Origin of the sequence: Nocardia sp. NBC_01327 (assembly GCF_035958815.1) — a bacterium.
Classification (GTDB): Bacteria; Actinomycetota; Actinomycetes; order Mycobacteriales; family Mycobacteriaceae; genus Nocardia.
This window is the reverse complement of the sequence record NZ_CP108383.1, coordinates 5184632-5198739: the sequence shown is the minus strand read 5'-3', so window position 1 is coordinate 5198739 and position 14108 is coordinate 5184632. Positions and strand designations below refer to the sequence as shown.

At 64.4% G+C, this 14108-nt stretch carries 25 protein-coding genes and 1 tRNA gene; all 26 read right to left on the bottom strand.

Annotated features, from left to right (window positions below):
• Positions 1-72: 72 nt before the first annotated feature.
• Positions 73-252 carry a hypothetical protein gene (locus OG326_RS23805; RefSeq protein ID WP_327139326.1) on the bottom strand — a complete coding sequence of 60 codons (180 nt, stop codon included), beginning with the start codon at positions 250-252 and terminating at the stop codon, positions 73-75.
• A gap of 52 nt (positions 253-304) precedes the next feature.
• The gene (locus tag OG326_RS23800; protein ID WP_327139325.1) at positions 305-811 is read right to left on the bottom strand and encodes a hypothetical protein; all 507 of its coding nucleotides are present in this window, start codon (positions 809-811) and stop codon (positions 305-307) included.
• 15 nt (positions 812-826) lie between these two features.
• Complete coding sequence (locus OG326_RS23795; RefSeq protein ID WP_327139324.1) at positions 827-1087, bottom strand: hypothetical protein; 261 nt, start codon at positions 1085-1087, stop codon at positions 827-829.
• 12 nt (positions 1088-1099) lie between these two features.
• A complete protein-coding gene (locus OG326_RS23790; RefSeq protein ID WP_327139323.1) occupies positions 1100-2020 on the bottom strand; it encodes a P22 phage major capsid protein family protein in 921 nt (306 codons plus the stop codon).
• A gap of 63 nt (positions 2021-2083) precedes the next feature.
• Entirely contained in the window at positions 2084-2884 is an 801-nt protein-coding gene (locus OG326_RS23785) for a hypothetical protein (protein ID WP_327139322.1), read from the bottom strand.
• 119 nt (positions 2885-3003) lie between these two features.
• Entirely contained in the window at positions 3004-4056 is a 1053-nt protein-coding gene (locus tag OG326_RS23780; RefSeq protein WP_327139321.1) for a phage minor capsid protein, read from the bottom strand.
• The gene (locus tag OG326_RS23775) at positions 4056-5756 is read right to left on the bottom strand and encodes a phage portal protein (protein WP_327139320.1); all 1701 of its coding nucleotides are present in this window, start codon (positions 5754-5756) and stop codon (positions 4056-4058) included. Before OG326_RS23775 ends, OG326_RS23780 begins: the two co-directional genes overlap by 1 nt.
• A 198-nt stretch (positions 5757-5954) precedes the next feature.
• Positions 5955-6305, bottom strand: coding sequence for a hypothetical protein (locus OG326_RS23770; RefSeq protein ID WP_327139319.1), 351 nt, complete (start codon positions 6303-6305; stop codon positions 5955-5957).
• A 208-nt stretch (positions 6306-6513) separates the two neighbouring features.
• Positions 6514-7038 (bottom strand): VIT1/CCC1 transporter family protein, encoded by a 525-nt coding sequence (locus tag OG326_RS23765; protein ID WP_327139318.1) that lies wholly within the window; start codon positions 7036-7038, stop codon positions 6514-6516.
• On the bottom strand, positions 7035-7439 hold the full coding sequence (locus OG326_RS23760; RefSeq protein ID WP_327139317.1) for a DUF1003 domain-containing protein: 405 nt from the start codon (positions 7437-7439) through the stop codon (positions 7035-7037). The genes OG326_RS23765 and OG326_RS23760 overlap by 4 nt, the downstream gene beginning before the upstream one ends.
• Positions 7436-7693 (bottom strand): hypothetical protein, encoded by a 258-nt coding sequence (locus OG326_RS23755; protein ID WP_327139316.1) that lies wholly within the window; start codon positions 7691-7693, stop codon positions 7436-7438. Before OG326_RS23755 ends, OG326_RS23760 begins: the two co-directional genes overlap by 4 nt.
• A 39-nt stretch (positions 7694-7732) precedes the next feature.
• Positions 7733-7809 (bottom strand) — tRNA-Met (locus OG326_RS23750).
• Positions 7810-8054: 245 nt separating this feature from the next.
• Positions 8055-8324, bottom strand: a complete 270-nt coding sequence (locus OG326_RS23745; protein ID WP_327139315.1) for a hypothetical protein — start codon at positions 8322-8324, stop codon at positions 8055-8057.
• A gap of 113 nt (positions 8325-8437) precedes the next feature.
• Entirely contained in the window at positions 8438-9772 is a 1335-nt protein-coding gene (locus OG326_RS23740) for a PBSX family phage terminase large subunit (protein WP_327139314.1), read from the bottom strand.
• Entirely contained in the window at positions 9769-10221 is a 453-nt protein-coding gene (locus OG326_RS23735) for a helix-turn-helix domain-containing protein (protein ID WP_327139313.1), read from the bottom strand. Before OG326_RS23735 ends, OG326_RS23740 begins: the two co-directional genes overlap by 4 nt.
• A gap of 175 nt (positions 10222-10396) precedes the next feature.
• A complete protein-coding gene (locus OG326_RS23730) occupies positions 10397-10585 on the bottom strand; it encodes a hypothetical protein (RefSeq protein ID WP_327139312.1) in 189 nt (62 codons plus the stop codon).
• Positions 10586-10709: 124 nt separating this feature from the next.
• Positions 10710-11018: a hypothetical protein gene (locus OG326_RS23725; protein WP_327139311.1), complete on the bottom strand. Its 309-nt coding sequence runs from the start codon at positions 11016-11018 to the stop codon at positions 10710-10712.
• On the bottom strand, positions 11015-11251 hold the full coding sequence (locus OG326_RS23720; protein ID WP_327139310.1) for a hypothetical protein: 237 nt from the start codon (positions 11249-11251) through the stop codon (positions 11015-11017). The genes OG326_RS23725 and OG326_RS23720 overlap by 4 nt, the downstream gene beginning before the upstream one ends.
• Positions 11252-11262: 11 nt before the next feature.
• Positions 11263-11442 carry a hypothetical protein gene (locus tag OG326_RS23715; protein WP_327139309.1) on the bottom strand — a complete coding sequence of 60 codons (180 nt, stop codon included), beginning with the start codon at positions 11440-11442 and terminating at the stop codon, positions 11263-11265.
• Between the two features lie 98 nt (positions 11443-11540).
• Positions 11541-11783, bottom strand: a complete 243-nt coding sequence (locus OG326_RS23710) for a hypothetical protein (RefSeq protein ID WP_327139308.1) — start codon at positions 11781-11783, stop codon at positions 11541-11543.
• Entirely contained in the window at positions 11780-11992 is a 213-nt protein-coding gene (locus OG326_RS23705) for a hypothetical protein (protein ID WP_327139307.1), read from the bottom strand. Before OG326_RS23705 ends, OG326_RS23710 begins: the two co-directional genes overlap by 4 nt.
• Before the next feature lie 122 nt (positions 11993-12114).
• On the bottom strand, positions 12115-12405 hold the full coding sequence (locus tag OG326_RS23700; RefSeq protein ID WP_327139306.1) for a hypothetical protein: 291 nt from the start codon (positions 12403-12405) through the stop codon (positions 12115-12117).
• On the bottom strand, positions 12405-12869 hold the full coding sequence (locus OG326_RS23695; protein WP_327139305.1) for a hypothetical protein: 465 nt from the start codon (positions 12867-12869) through the stop codon (positions 12405-12407). The genes OG326_RS23700 and OG326_RS23695 overlap by 1 nt, the downstream gene beginning before the upstream one ends.
• 78 nt (positions 12870-12947) lie before the next feature.
• Positions 12948-13310, bottom strand: coding sequence for a hypothetical protein (locus tag OG326_RS23690; RefSeq protein ID WP_327139304.1), 363 nt, complete (start codon positions 13308-13310; stop codon positions 12948-12950).
• 281 nt (positions 13311-13591) lie between these two features.
• Complete coding sequence (locus tag OG326_RS23685; protein ID WP_327139303.1) at positions 13592-13783, bottom strand: hypothetical protein; 192 nt, start codon at positions 13781-13783, stop codon at positions 13592-13594.
• An 89-nt stretch (positions 13784-13872) separates the two neighbouring features.
• A complete protein-coding gene (locus tag OG326_RS23680) occupies positions 13873-14052 on the bottom strand; it encodes a hypothetical protein (protein WP_327139302.1) in 180 nt (59 codons plus the stop codon).
• Between the last annotated feature and the right edge of the window lie 56 nt (positions 14053-14108).

The window sequence follows — 14108 nt, the reverse complement described above, 5'->3', positions numbered from 1 at the left end:
TCACATCGAAGGTCGGGGCCTGTGCCCTGCTAGGAGCGGGAACGAGACACCCCTAGCAGGCGTGCACAGTGCTCACATGGAGCCGTCGGTGCCGACGATCGACACTGCCGGCGCCGACGGGGATGGCACCGCATCGGAGTCGTAAGACTTCGACAAGGTGTCGTCGGCCGGACGGGTATTGATGGTCGCGGCGGCCACCGAAGTGACCGGGCGGGCATCGACGTTCGGGGCGGGGATAGCGGTCATGCCCATGGCGAGACTTCTTTCTTGCGAGGGGAGGGTGAATACCGCGAGGAATGCGGTGTCACAAGGTGTACGGGCGGTTGACGGCTAGACCGGCCAGCCGCAGGATCCGCAGCGACGCACTACACAGGCATTCGACGGAATCCTTTTGCCACTGCTGGGTTTGCTCGGCGATATACGTGACCGCCCCGCCGGGAACCGACTGTTGGCCGATCACTTCCGGCTGCCCCACCAAACCGGCATCCGGGTTGACAGCGGCCGTGGACCACTCCACGACCTGCTGACACACCGCATCCACGAACGCTTGCGCCTGATACGGCAGCACCGGCATCCCGGCGGTCGTCCCGCAGGGCGCGGACGACGGTGCGGTCTGTGCGGCTGGTATCGGATACGTGTAGTACGTGTCCTGTTCGGTGGCTTCGGTGACCAGGTTGCTGGCCCGCCGGATCAGCGCGCCCGCATTCGCGGGGGCGACGCTCATCCACTGGATGCCGGTCGTCGCCGACATCGTGGTGAGGTCGGAGACTTGGGCGTAGACGAGCATCCCCGTGGGATAGGGGTAGGACACGAATCCACCGCCGTCCTACTTGGTTGTCTTCACTTTCGTGTCCGCGTCCTGCACCGGTGGCACATCCGCGTCCTGCACGGGCGGGGTGACGGGGGTGTTGTCGTGGACGGGGGTCCACTGATCCCACGCCCACCACGGCTTCGGCTGCCACATTTTCGGGTGGTCGCGGGCGAACTGCGGGTCGTGGCCCTGATGGTCAGGGGTCCAATGCTCGTGCTCGGCCCCGGGAAGGACCTCCACGACCTGACCGCTGTTGACATGCTGATATTTCGCCATTCGGCTGACTCCTTACGAAGAGGTGAGCGCGCCCTGGATCAGGCATGCACGCGACGCGTCGAGGGTGGTGACGCCGTACAGGGTGTCGACGGAGCACACCATCGTCTTCTCGTCCTGGTCGTAGGCGAACACCACACGCATCGAGATGCCGTCGTAGGACTCGACACTCGCGGCGATAGCACCGGCCGGCAGTTCCAGGGGCGCGCTGGCAAAGGCGAACGCCGTCTCATGGAAGGCGACGCTGATTTCGGTGCTGGGCAGACCGGCCTGGGTGTCGGAAGGTGCCTGGCCCACGTTCTGGGTCTGGTACGGGGCGAACCCGTAGAGACGGTTGCCCAGCGACGCTTCACGCAGCGCGTCAGTGTTACCGCTGTTCAGGACGGTGGTCAGGAGGTTGGAGTTCAACCAGTTGGCCTCGGTCGTCGGGCCGACCACGACCGAACGGCCGGCCGCGGGGACCTTCGCCAACTTCAGGACGCGACCGGCGTCGATCAGAGCACCGGGAGCGCTCCACAGGTAGCCGGAGTTGGTACCGACGGTCTGGGTGATGTTCGACCGCAGCGACAGAATGGACTGGTCGATCTGCTCGGCCAACCCCATCATCGCCGGAGCCAGGAACTGGTTGTTGAAGTCGACGACCGTGGTGGTCAACTCCTGCGACGTGATCCCGAACGAAATATCCCAATGGTTGTCCAGGGTGACCGCGACCGAACCTTCCACCGCGGACTGGACGACGATGCCGTTCGTATTCGGAATGAACCGCTGCGGGGTGAAAACGGCCGGCTTGCGGATCATGATCGTGTTGCCCGGCTTCTGCGCCGTCCACTCCGAGCTGATGTCGGTGTACACGAGCTGCCGCATGATCAGGTTGTTGTACAGCGTCGCCAACGCCTGCTTCGCGATCAGCGACGGAGTCAGAAGGGTATTGCTCACCCTGGGCCTCTATTCAATTGTCTGTGGGTCGCCGCACCCGTATGAAGTGCGGCCGATTACCGGTTATGCGGAGCCGCCATTGCGGAATCCGCGTGACGCTCGACCGGGGCCGCGACCGTCCTGTACCTGCTTGAGCAGGGACTCCACGGTCGGTTCGCCTGCCGGCTGCTGGGCGTTGCCCGCCTCGAAACTGCCGCCCGAGCGTGGGACCGTGTTCACCAAACCGGTCGCTTTGCGGTACCTGCCGGGATTGGCGTCGAGAAACGACGCGATTTCGGTGTCCACCTGGGACGTGAAATCGGGGGCCGTCGGATCGAGCGCACCCATGCGGGTAGCGAAGCTGCTGGAGTCCAGCAGCGCGTCGCTGTCCACCCCGTCACCGGCACGGCGATGCACGGCCAAAGCCACATCGGTGGCGCGGGCCTTCGCTTCGTGGGCGGTGGCGCGTGCTTCGGCCGCAGCGATCTTCGCTTCGGCGTCGGCTTCGGCCTGCGCGGTCTTGGCTTGGGCCTGTTCGACGAGCTGCTCGGGCGTGAGGTTCGCGACGTCGGAGTCCGGGTCGATCGCCTTCTTGAAAATGCCGAGGATCTCCGCCTTCGCCTTGTCGGCTGCCACCTGGGCGGCCTGCTCGGCTTTGGCGTCGGACGTGGCGCGGGCGGTGGCGTTCTCCTTGCGGAGGTCTTCGATGTGCTTGCGCCATGCCGGGGGTGCATCATCTGCCACGTCAGCAACGGGCGCGACGGGCGCGACAACGGGTTCCTGTGGGAACAGGGGCGGTGTCGCAATGCTGGACAGGTCCACCTGCGTCGGGGGCGCCGGGGCGGGATCGGCTGCGGGGGTGGGCTGTTCGACGGGGTTGGTCATAATGTTCTCCTCGCGGCACCTGGCCGCCTCGGATGTGCTGACCGGAGACACCAGGTCTCAGGTTTCTGGCAACCCGTCCCGTCGGCACCAGGCCGGCGGTGACGGAAAACTGGGAGGCGTTAGAGCGCGCGCCCGATCTGCTCGCGGCGGCGCTGACGTTTCACACCGGTCGCGGTGATGTGCGCGCGAATTTCGGCCTGATGAGCGCGGATTCGTTGCCGGGCGCCTGTCTCGGCTTCCGGGGTCATCGCTGCGGCGAGCACTCGTTTGCCAGCCCGCACACGACGCTCGAGCAGGCGCAGTCGTTGACGGTCGGCATACAGCCGCGGATCCGGTTCGGGGATATCCGGGAGCGGGTCACCGACATCCCAGGACTCGACACTGCACCGGCAGCCCGGATGCCACACCCCCGCGGCGCGCGCGTCATCCAAGGTGCCCGCCACTTGCACCCCGGCGGGTGCGGCGCTGTCGTCGATGGTCACCAGTTGCCCGTGCCAGGGTGCGCACACCGGGCAGCAGTCCACGGCACCATCGATGACCGCCAGGTGCTGCCCGTGAGCTGACAGGGTGTGCACGTGTGCATCGAGTGCAGCGTTGGCGGCAATGGTTTTGGTGCACATTTCGACGTAGCTGACGATGTTCCAGTTCCGGTTCGCCTTGTCGATGAACCCGGTGATCCCGGCTTCACTGAGCCGATCCAGCACCCCTTGCGCGACCCGTAGCCGGTGCGCGGTGGACTGGGCGGGCTGGGCGATGATCGCCGACAGGGCGTCCGAGTACAGGCGGTCACTGGAGCGGATCGCGACCGGTGCTGTCGCGGTGATCTTGTCGGCCACTTCGCGTTCGGCCGCGGCAGCGATCGGGCCGGTGTCGGTGGCGGTGACCGGTACGTACCGGGCTCGTAAATCCTTCTCCGCTTCCGCCCGACCGGTGTTGGTTGCCGACGACACCGCGGTGCGGGCGGTGGCCACAGCCCGGGAGACGAGAGTCCCGATAAGTGCCCGCGAGCGCCGGCGCACACTCGCCAGCCGCCACCACGATGTGCCGGACAAGTCCTTCTCCGCGCCCTTCACCGCGCTGGCGGCGTTCGCGATGAGTTGCTGTTCGAGGTCGGCCGCGGTCTGCTTGGTCGATTCGTGGGCGTGCTTGATGCGGTCCCAGGAGATCGGCATTACTTGGCGGCGGCGCTCTGGAGATCGGCGTCGTCCTCCGCGTCGCCGCTCGAGGTGTTCTCCTGCTCCGGGTCTGTGTCTGGTTCGGCGGGAGGTTCGTCCGGGTCATCCACGACGGGTTGAGCGGCGAATTCCTTTTCGATGGCGGCGATCTCGTCATCGATTTCCTGATCGGACCAGTTCGGGTTCTGCTTGATCACCGACTGCTTCAGCGAGATCACCCGTGCGGCGCGCAACGCGGCCAACGTTTGGGCCAGCTCCGCCGGTGCCTGCATCGTGCGCGTCGGGAACTGGATGTGCGGGGCCTGGGTCAGGACGACACCGGTCTGGAAGACCATGGCATCCAACTCCATCGCCGTCTGCGTCAACGGACCTAACGCGGCCTTCCAGTAGTTGACCTTCTTGTTCCTGGTGCGCTCGGAAAGGTTGTCGCGCGAGTTGATCTCGGTGGCGGTCGGCACTCCGACCGTGAGAGATGAGTCAGCGAACGATCCGGTCGACAACCCGGCCGCACGCAGGATGGTGTTCAGCAGTTCGGCGCACGTCTGGCTGTGCTCCAACCAGCGAATGTTGAACTGGTTGGCCTGGATCGGCATGCCCGAGTCGTTGGCCGAGGATTTCAGGCCACCGTTCACGGCCACGAACACGGACTGCTCGGAGTCGAACGAGGCACCCTTGCCGGGGCCGCCATTCGTCAGCAGGGACCGGTCGATGAAGATCCGGGCTTTGCCCTGCTCCACGTCCTGCATCCACGACGAATACGCAAGATCGAGTTGGTCGAACAGCTGCTCGAGCCCGTCATAGTCCGAACGGCCCAGCGGGGCCAGTCCGAGCATGCGCCGCCACAACCGGTTCGGGCGCACGTTCGGGACATAGGCGGCGGTGAGGGTAGTGACGCCGGTGGGGATGGCACCGTTGGCGTCGACCAGGTCTGCGGCCCACGCCGTTTCGGGAGAGTCCGCCAGCGAGATCTGTTCGCCGAGCTCCTCCTCATCACCGGCGTACAGGGCGTGGATGATCCGGCCCGGTTCGTGGCGTTCGAGGTGGCGTACGTAGCGGTCCTTGTTGACGGACACCACCGTCCAGAAGGTGACCGCATACAGTTTCCCGTATTTCCATTGGGGCACTGCGGCATCAGCGGATACCTTGTCGATCATCACGTGGTCGGAGATCGCCGAGTCCCACCACAACCGCAGATACACACCACCGAAAGCACTGCACAGTTCGGCCGCTTCCAACAGCAATGCCACCGTGTCGTCGCCGCCGCACACCATTTGCAGGCGCTCATCGGCCAGCGCCGGGTTGTTCGCACCGCCGTCGGGGATAGTCACGGTCATCGGTTCGGCGAACAGCAGATCAGCGCTGGTACGGGCCACATCAGCGGCGACAGGAACATGCAGGCGCGGGTTGTCCTGCAGGTTGGGTTTGCCCCAGAAGAAGCGTTGAATGCGCCCGATCAGCCCACCGGTGAACGCACCCTGCCTCACCCGGTTCTGCTGGATGTAGATCATTTCCAGCGCAGGCACATTCGACGAATACCAGGCGTCATACACCTGAAAAGCGCGTTGAGCGATATCGAAGGGACGCGGCGGCCACAGCTGCCCGAAATCAGGCATCCCCTTCGTGGACGGCCCGTCAGGCACTGCTGGAGGTGGAGAGGAATACATGGCGATCGGCGTCGGATCGAACGGATTCGTCACGTATTCCCGCCCTCCTCTATTCAGTTGTCGAAGACAAAGCTATTTCGATTCGCGTTGACCGCCACCGACATTCGGGCCGAGCGTGGACGGCCTGGGCCCTCCGAGCGGTGCCGCACCCGGCGCCGTGGACGGTCCGGGCGGCCGGGGCTTGGACAGCTTCTTGAGGCTTGCCATGGTCACTCCCGACGCATAGTCAGGTCAGGCACTCGGCGCGGCATCCTCAGGCGCCGGAGCGACCTGCACATCAGCGGCCGCGGTACCGGTCGGCGCGGAAGCCGGATCGGCCGGCGCGTCGCCGGACGGCGCGGACGAGCCGTCACCGGCAGTCGGTGCGCTCGAAGCGGTGGCGGCCGCCAGACCGGCAGCGATGGTGTGGACCGCGGCGGCGTCGCTCTGCAGCTGGGCGATACCGGCAGCGAGAGCGGCCGGGTCCGGCTCACCGGCGAGAGCGGCGATCGAGGCATTGAGGGCTGCGACACCGGCAGCGATAGCCGCTGCGTCGGTGGCGAAGTCGGTGTGCAGGGCAGCGAGGTCGTCGAGGACAGTCATGATTTTCTCCAGGATGTTGAGAAGGAACTGGTGAGATGCGTTGTACGGGCGGATTTGTTCGTGTTCGGCGCGTAGCCACGCGAACACGTCGACGTAACTCATCTCACGCCGAGGCGGAGACGATGGCCGCGATGAGAGTGGTCAGCAGGGTCGACAGAACGGCGATCATTGGTTTCCTTTCTCCGGTTGTTGTGAAGGACAAGGCAATTCAGGTGGCGAGGTAGCCCACCAGGTAGGTGATGGCCATCGCCGCGGCGCCGCCGGACAGGATCCGGGCGGTCGGGCGTAACCATGGGGTGGCACCGAGGTGCGCACTTCCGATTCCGGTGATCGTGAGCGCCACCAGGACGGCCGCGACAGTGACCGGGATCCGTTGCGCTACCGGGACAGTGAGGATCGCGACCAGGGGCAGCAGAGCACCGGCGGTGAAGGCCACCGCAGAGGCACTGGCCGCTGACCACGGGCGAACCAGCTGGTCGGCGCGCATCTCCCCCGTTTTGACGAGGGGGCGTTCGGCGTCGCGTTGGGTCGCGACGGACACGTACTCACCGAGCCCCATGGACACAGCGCCGGCCAAAAGTGCAGCGAGCCCGGTGGTCAGTAGCGCGGACCGGCTGGTGTTTGCAGCAGCGACACCGATGATCAGCGCGGCGACCGACACGATGCCGTCGTTGGCACCGAGTACTCCAGCGCGCAGCCGATTCATGCCGTCGAAGGAAAGTGTTCGGTTCATTTCATTTCGCCCGGCCGTGACAAATCCGCGGCAGGCACCAACCGCTTGTGCAACTCAGTGGTCATCGTGTGGATGGCCTGCGTGAGTTCGGTGTTGCTGCGCAGCTCGAGGGTTTGCGCACCGAAGTCATGATCGGCTTTCGCGCGCTGGAACTCCGCTTGCCGGTTCTGGCCGATCATGACGAACGTCGACAGGAAGATCGCCTCGAGCGACACGATCAGGGTGAGCGTCGGCCACGGTGACCGCTCGAACCACACCATCCAGAGAACGAAACCCGCGGCGTGGAGGTAGAGGAACGGCATCGAGCCCGCGAATCTGGTGATCCAATCCGCCACCCGTAGTTGCAGACTGGACGCGATTCGGGCGCGATGCGCGACGACCGCGGGGTGCCGGTACGTCACCGCTTGCGGTCCTCTTTCCGTGCCGCCGCTACCTTGTCCAGCACGTCCGGGCCGAGACCGTGCTTACGGGCCTGCTTGGCAACATGGTTGAGGACCTGCGCCGGGTTCTGGGCTTGGTTGTTGCCGCGCAACCGGATCGCGTCCTCGGCGGACTTCGGGTCGAAGACAGGCGAGCTGCCGTCATCCATTCCGTACATTTTGCGGGCCATCGCGGACGGTGCACCGGACTTGGTGCGCAACGGTGCATCAGCCATGATCGGCTCCCTTATTGAGTTGTGGCACTTACTGTTTGGTGGTGGCGGCGGCACGATTCGAACGTGCGACCTCTGCATTATGAGTGCAGCGAGCTACCAGGCTGCTCCACGCCGCTTTGCCTATTGACAGAATCAAAAATTACTGACGGGGAGACATTTTTGATGTAGCCGATGACATTTTTGATGTCGCTCGGCGATATCCGCGCCTGCTACAACCCCGGCACCGGCGGAATCGGCCGAACCCATCCGGGGTCGTGTCGACTGGAAGAGGTCGCGCGCGGCAGCACCGAAGGTGCAAGCCATATCGCGAACCGCAACACCACCGGGGCCAGCCGGTGCCGGGCGCGAGTAATGCTGCGCATCAGTCGTCTTCGCTGATATCGCGGCGAATCCGGGTCGCAGCGAACTCGAGCAGCCCGAGCGCATCCGACAACGGCAGACCTTCGTCACGTGGGGTCGTCAGATGCGCGGTCATCTGATCGCCGTCGTCGTCCCACCATTGCCGTTGCGCCACCACCACATATTTGGTGAGCACACCTTCTATGTCACCTGGGTGGTAGGCGCGGTGGTGTCGGTCGATGGCTTCAGTGAGCGCATCGTCGGCGGAGATCTGTTCCGCGGTGCGGGGCATTGGGTTCCTTCGGTCCGCATGCGGATGGTGTTGTGCCCGGCCGAGGCGCGCGTCCTCGGCCGGCGCTATGTAGTTGTGTGCGGCATTGGTAACCCAGCGCCGCGGCTGGGGGCTCAGGCGGCTTTCATCGGGCTGGACAGGGCGACGTATTCGCGCCAGATCCGCTCGGTGCTGGTCACGATGTAGCGGACCGCATCGGCGCTGTGATCGTCGAGCTTGATCGGGGCGTCCTCACCCTTCTCGGTGGCCTTCGTGTCCCACCGATATTCGGGAGCTTCGCCGACGAAGCCCCGGCAACGGTCCGATACGAGCAGGTTCCCCGTCGCGAGCAGGCTGTGCACGGTGCGGATGCCGTAGACGACTTCGTTCTCCGCTGGATAGGTGTGCACGCCATCGTCGCGGAGTTGCACCCGGAAGGATGCCGCTGCGGGATCCACCACGACGTCGCCGTGTTCGCGGGCGTTGCGGTAGGGCAGATGGTCTTGGGCCAGCCATTCACGAAACCCCGCCGACAATTTCGGGTCGGACCAGCGTTCGGCGTCCGTGCGTGGCGCGTACCGCCATTCGTCGATCAGGTACAACCTGTGGTCGATGCCGATGCCGAGCAGGATCCCGACGGTCGGGTTGGTGGTGCCGTAGTCGACACCGACCCCGAGGATCTTGATCATCTTCGGTAGCGATGACCACGGGATGACATGTTTGGCCGGATCCCAGCAGTCGTAGATCGCGCCTTCGGCGCCGGTCCACATGCCCCGGATGAACCGTTGATACCAAACCCCGGTGTAGGAGTTCTTGAGGTCGGATACCACTTGCGGGTCCAGGCGCGGGTTGTCGTCGAGGGTGAAGGAGAAGCGGTGCAGGTTCAGTGGCCGGTCCGGGTCGCCGTCCTCGAGGCGTTCGAATTCTTCGGAATGGTCATGGATTTCGCCGTCGTGGTCGATCCACAGCTTCGCCCGGTCCAGCCAGTTCCGTTTACACCAGTGTCGCGGCCCCTCTGGGTTGCCGGTGGCGAACATCTGCGCACCAGGCACCGAATGCCGGGACACGAGCATGTTCCAGTACGACTCGGGCAGGGTGGGGACTTCGTCGCTGTAGGAGCCGGCCAACGTCCAGCCCTGAATCTTGGTGCGGGCCAGTTCATTGTTGGCTCCGACGACATGGATGGTGCGCCCGCAGATATTCGCGGTGCCGCGCCCCAAGTTGATAGAGACACGGCCGGTGCCGAGCATTTCGACCATCGGTTCGATGAGGTTGTTGAGCACGGTGCGTTCGGTGCGGCCTGTCATCAGTAGCGCGCCCGGTGGTGCGCGCCGGCAATAGCGAATCCAGTCCAGCAGCGAAGTGCCGGTTTTCGAGGAGCGCACGCTGCCGTCGTAGAAGTTGATGCGCGCAGTCGAATGCTGCACGGCCAGTGCCTGTTTGCCCACCAGGGGCTGCCAGTCGGTCACATCGCGTCCGTGATGGCTTTGCCGACCATGTGCTCGAGCCACTTGTCGACCGCGGCGAGCTCGCGCCCTTCTTGGAGTGCCTTCTGCGCGGCGTGCAGGTCGAGGCCTTGGAGTTTGCCTTCGCGAGCGAGGATGGCGAGCGCGGCGTTGATCGCCTTCACGTCGCCGGCGCGGGCATCGGGCCACACTCCTGCCAGCATCGTCTCCAGGCGCAGCATGTGCAGGGCGACAAGCTCTTCGGCCGGCTCACGGATGGTGCGATCGATTCCGTCTTTGATCAGCCGGTACGCGGTGGATTTGTGTATTCCGAAGTGAGCTGCGACGTCATCCGGTGATTTGCCTGCCACGCGCATCCGCAGTGCGGTCGCGATCCGCTCGGCGCGTTCGATCTTCTCCGCGGAGTGCGTCTGCTGAATTGGGGGCGTCGAACTGCCTTGGACATTGCCCAACCGTTGCGCCTCCCTTCGGATTCGGTGCCAGACACCGGAATCGGGGGCACTGGTGTTGTTGGGTGGCCCCATCCCGCCGGACCACCAGCGGGATGGGGCCGGACCTCACCCGTGTGGTCTGCCACCGGACGCCTCCGACCGGGAGACACACGTGAGGGGTGAGGCCGTCTGGGGGTTAGGTGGTGCGTTTGGCTTTCTGCCAGTACCCGGGCGCGTACACCGCGACAGGAGCGTCACTGTCTTCGTTGGTGAATTTGAGGGCGCCGTCGCGGATGAGCATGGTGTCGGCTTCGAGGTTGTCGGTGCCTTCGGACCAGGTTTCCGGGTTCTGGGATCGGTTGTCGTAGGTGACTTCCCAGGGCATCATCGGCCACCGGTCGGCACGAGGTGCAGCAGCCGCTGAATGAGTAGGTAGATGAACCAGGCGTTCATGTCTGAAACCTCATCTGTCACAAAACATACCGGCGAATCCGTTGTGAGCTGGGCGTCTACAGAGCATCCTTCGGCGTGTCGTCCGACACGCGCACCATGGATTTCAGCAACGCGAGCGGCACATACGCTCGAAGACCTCCCACTACCCCCGGCACCAGCCGAACTACCGAGACCGTGGAAACGTCACAGCCCAGCAGGCCATCGGCGTAGGCCTTGGACACCTCGAGACTGTCGGGCTCAAACCCCACCACCCCCGAATGGTTCACCACATCCAGGACTTCCTGGAATTGCAGGAGTTCCCGGACTATTGCGGCCCGGTCGTGGCAGGACGCGACCTCGACCCGGTTCGTGTCGTCGGCGGTCACGAGTCGGCCGCCGCATGACGAACAGACACCACGCGATCCTGTAGCCGCGCACCCCACTCGGCCATACACAGTTCGGCTTCGTGCGGGTCAGACAATGTCATCGCACTGCGGATGAGCTGCGTGTTCGTCCAGCCGGTGAGATCGGCAGCGAACACGGTGTACTGGGCTTGCCGCGCTTCGTAGGCGCGATACTCCCGGCGCTGACGCCAGGCACGGAACGGGTTCGCGATCACGGCGCCCGCTACTACCTGTTGATCCTGCGCGCCGCCCGAGCACGGCGATTGGCTGTACGCCGCTGGGCGATAACGCTTTCGGGCACAGACCGCTGGTAGACCTGCTTGCCCTGGAGGCCGATCAGGATGTGCCGGGCATAGGAGGTCTCCAGCATCGGCGGGGCAACGTTGGTGTCGAGAGTCTGCATCACGGCGTATGTCCTTGCTGTTGGGCCGCATCCTTGGCTTGCACGTAGGTGATGCCAGCGGCGGTGATCCGCACCTTGCGTACGCTGCCCGGTCCTGCGGGTTAGGTGACCTCGGCCAGCCCGCGGTTGACCAGGCCGTGTGATCCTGAAGAGGCGCGAGATGGGTGGATATCGAGTGCCTTGGCCAGAGCGCCGAGTTTGAAGTCCTGGTCGCTGTGGGCGGCGAGGTAGCCGAGTAGCCGGCGCTGCGTGGGACCGATCGGCGCCTTGGGGTTGCTTCGATGCCAGGGTGTGGTCCACCAGTCGGGTTCCGCTGCAGTGTTCTCGGTCAGCGATCCGCTCAACGCGAAGCCTTGGCGACCAAAGCCACTGTGACAGTGAGGATCAGCAGCACTGCGACCAGGACGGATCCCCACACGGGCGCGGTGATCCACCACCATGACCACGAGACGGTATGAGTCACCTTCAGCACCAGCAACGCTATGAACAGCGCCCCGGTGAAGCCGATGCCGCCGGCAGAGGCGGTGTCAGACACTTCGTTCTTTGTCGCCATGAAAGATCTTTCTGGGAGGCGTTTTTGTGGTGGCGTAGTCTTCGGTGCGGCGAGTCCCCTGGTGGGTGCGGTTCAAATCCGTGTGTGGCGCTTGGAGCCCGAGGTAGCTCCTCGATCCCCGTTCAAATCGGGGACGGCTCGCCCTCAATGACTCTGTGGACTTCGTTCGGGGTCATCACACCGCGAGCGATGATCTCGGTCAGCGAGTCGACGCTGCTCATCGATGCGCGCAATGCCAAGAGTTCCCGGAAGAGCACTGCCAGCGTGGGGTTGTAGTCCTCCGCGTAGTACTTCGGGAACGTGTTGAGTGGCAGTGGATTTGCGTCGAAGTCATGGTCACCGTCGACGGCTGCATGGTCGAACTCCGCGTCATACAGCCATTCGCGCAGCTGCTCATCGGTGGGGCGTTCCATCACTTCGCTGCCATCGGGATGTCGACGGTGACATACCCGCGAGCGCGCCAGAATGCCAGCGCCGCGCATACCGCTTGCTTCGCGGCCTCCCGAGTTCCAGTGAAGCCGTTCACCAGGCCAGGAAAGATGTCCACCGGGATATTGCTGATGAACCATTCCCATGGCGGCGTATCGGGAATCGTGGATGGCTTGATCGAGTAGCCCAGAGTCCCGAGTGCCTGCGGCAATGTCAGCGAGTGCGTGCCGCCGCCTTCAGGCCACGAGAACTTCGCCGCGGGGGCCATCACTTCCCTGCCTTCGCTGGGATGGTGGTGGCGAGGTTGTCGTGCCACGCCTCGTTCTGAAGGCGGCTGCCAGTCGGTCCGCTGCTCAAGCATTGGGTTGCTTTCTGGGGAGGCGGTTTTCGTTCGTAGAGCGTTCAAAGCGTCGGCGTCGAGGCGGTCGCCGATCGTGAAGCCGTCCATCAGGTCATCCCCCACTCATGCGCGCGCCACACAGGTCCGGATCACTCCGAACGCGGCTTCCGGGCGATGCGCGCTCCGCTACGGCCCGGTGCCGATGACCATCGAGGTCATGTTGACCTGGACTCCATTGAGAAACGCCTCGGTTTCCATAGCCAACTCGCCGCGCGCGATCAGAATCCAGCAGCCACAGGCCGGCGCGTCACCGTCTGCGGCGCAGCGTTGCACGAGAACTTCACCGACCAGACTGCAATGCATCCGGTAACCGACATCGGGCTTGTAGATCATCGTGGGGATTGCGTGGGCGCACCGGATGTCGATGTCACGAAACCCCTTCGGCGCCTTCACCGGGAGATAGCGCAGATAGATGCCGTCGGCGAATTCGACGAGTTCGATCGTGGAAGTGAACACACGACCTTTCTCAGTCGGTTCCGTCGTGGTCATGCGCCCGAACCGGTCGAGATCAGGTTGAAGGCGTCGCGGACGATCGCGAAGTTGTTCGCGGACACCACATCCCAAAGTGCGTTCGCGATGATGGGGAGCAGAGCGGCCATGACGGGACCTCCAGAGCGGGATTAAACAAAACGGCCGAAACCTTTAATGTCGGCGGCCGGGGCTAAACGCGGCTTGTATCAGCGGCGGATGACGCCCAAGCGGTGTAGCAGGTTGGAGACGAGGCGGAGCCAAGCGGATTCGAGGCGGTCCCGCATGTTCACCACCTGCAGTTATCGAGCACTTTCCTGGGCTTTTGCGTAGTAGTTGGTGCAGTCATCCGCATGAAGGACTTCCTCGAGGCGCGCAACGGAGCGCCGCTGGATGAAGTCGTTCGGGTCGTCGGGGTCGGTCTCGTCTTCGAGCGAGTTGGTGAAGACGAAGCCGTCGCATTCGCACCGGATGCCGTACGAATCGGTGCCCATGCACTGCTTACGGCCGTCCTTGCGGGCGCTGCGGCTGTGCTCGTCTCGGGTATGGACGCACTCGCACTGATCCCCGCCCGATGGGGAGCTCATCGGACGTGACCCGTGTACCCAAGGTTGGTCGCCCGAATTTTGGTCTCGTAGCTGCTCAGATCGCCGCCGAGCGAGTCGATGTGGATGTGGAAGTCCTGCACCGGGTATTCGGTGGGCTTGGGCGGATTGATCCGGTGCGCGAGGCGAATCAGGCGGCCGGCCAACCACTTATGCATCGACTCGCCCCGACGCGGATGGGCATGGCCAGGGCTCTCCGCATTCGTCGCAGTCA

Excerpts from the sequence above, each read along its gene's own strand:
- OG326_RS23805 (WP_327139326.1), bottom strand. The coding sequence starts at position 252 with ATGGGCATGACCGCTATCCCCGCCCCGAACGTCGATGCCCGCCCGGTC.
- OG326_RS23795 (WP_327139324.1), bottom strand. The coding sequence starts at position 1,087 with ATGGCGAAATATCAGCATGTCAACAGCGGTCAGGTCGTGGAGGTCCTT.
- OG326_RS23785 (WP_327139322.1), bottom strand. The coding sequence starts at position 2,884 with ATGACCAACCCCGTCGAACAGCCCACCCCCGCAGCCGATCCCGCCCCG.
- OG326_RS23780 (WP_327139321.1), bottom strand. The coding sequence starts at position 4,056 with ATGCCGATCTCCTGGGACCGCATCAAGCACGCCCACGAATCGACCAAG.
- OG326_RS23770 (WP_327139319.1), bottom strand. The coding sequence starts at position 6,305 with ATGACTGTCCTCGACGACCTCGCTGCCCTGCACACCGACTTCGCCACC.
- OG326_RS23765 (WP_327139318.1), bottom strand. The coding sequence starts at position 7,038 with ATGAACCGAACACTTTCCTTCGACGGCATGAATCGGCTGCGCGCTGGA.
- OG326_RS23755 (WP_327139316.1), bottom strand. The coding sequence starts at position 7,693 with ATGGCTGATGCACCGTTGCGCACCAAGTCCGGTGCACCGTCCGCGATG.
- OG326_RS23745 (WP_327139315.1), bottom strand. The coding sequence starts at position 8,324 with ATGCCCCGCACCGCGGAACAGATCTCCGCCGACGATGCGCTCACTGAA.
- OG326_RS23730 (WP_327139312.1), bottom strand. The coding sequence starts at position 10,585 with ATGCCCTGGGAAGTCACCTACGACAACCGATCCCAGAACCCGGAAACC.
- OG326_RS23705 (WP_327139307.1), bottom strand. The coding sequence starts at position 11,992 with ATGGCGACAAAGAACGAAGTGTCTGACACCGCCTCTGCCGGCGGCATC.
- OG326_RS23700 (WP_327139306.1), bottom strand. The coding sequence starts at position 12,405 with ATGGAACGCCCCACCGATGAGCAGCTGCGCGAATGGCTGTATGACGCG.
- OG326_RS23695 (WP_327139305.1), bottom strand. The coding sequence starts at position 12,869 with ATGGACGGCTTCACGATCGGCGACCGCCTCGACGCCGACGCTTTGAAC.
- OG326_RS23690 (WP_327139304.1), bottom strand. The coding sequence starts at position 13,310 with ATGACCACGACGGAACCGACTGAGAAAGGTCGTGTGTTCACTTCCACG.
- OG326_RS23685 (WP_327139303.1), bottom strand. The coding sequence starts at position 13,783 with ATGGGCACCGATTCGTACGGCATCCGGTGCGAATGCGACGGCTTCGTC.
- OG326_RS23680 (WP_327139302.1), bottom strand. The coding sequence starts at position 14,052 with ATGCATAAGTGGTTGGCCGGCCGCCTGATTCGCCTCGCGCACCGGATC.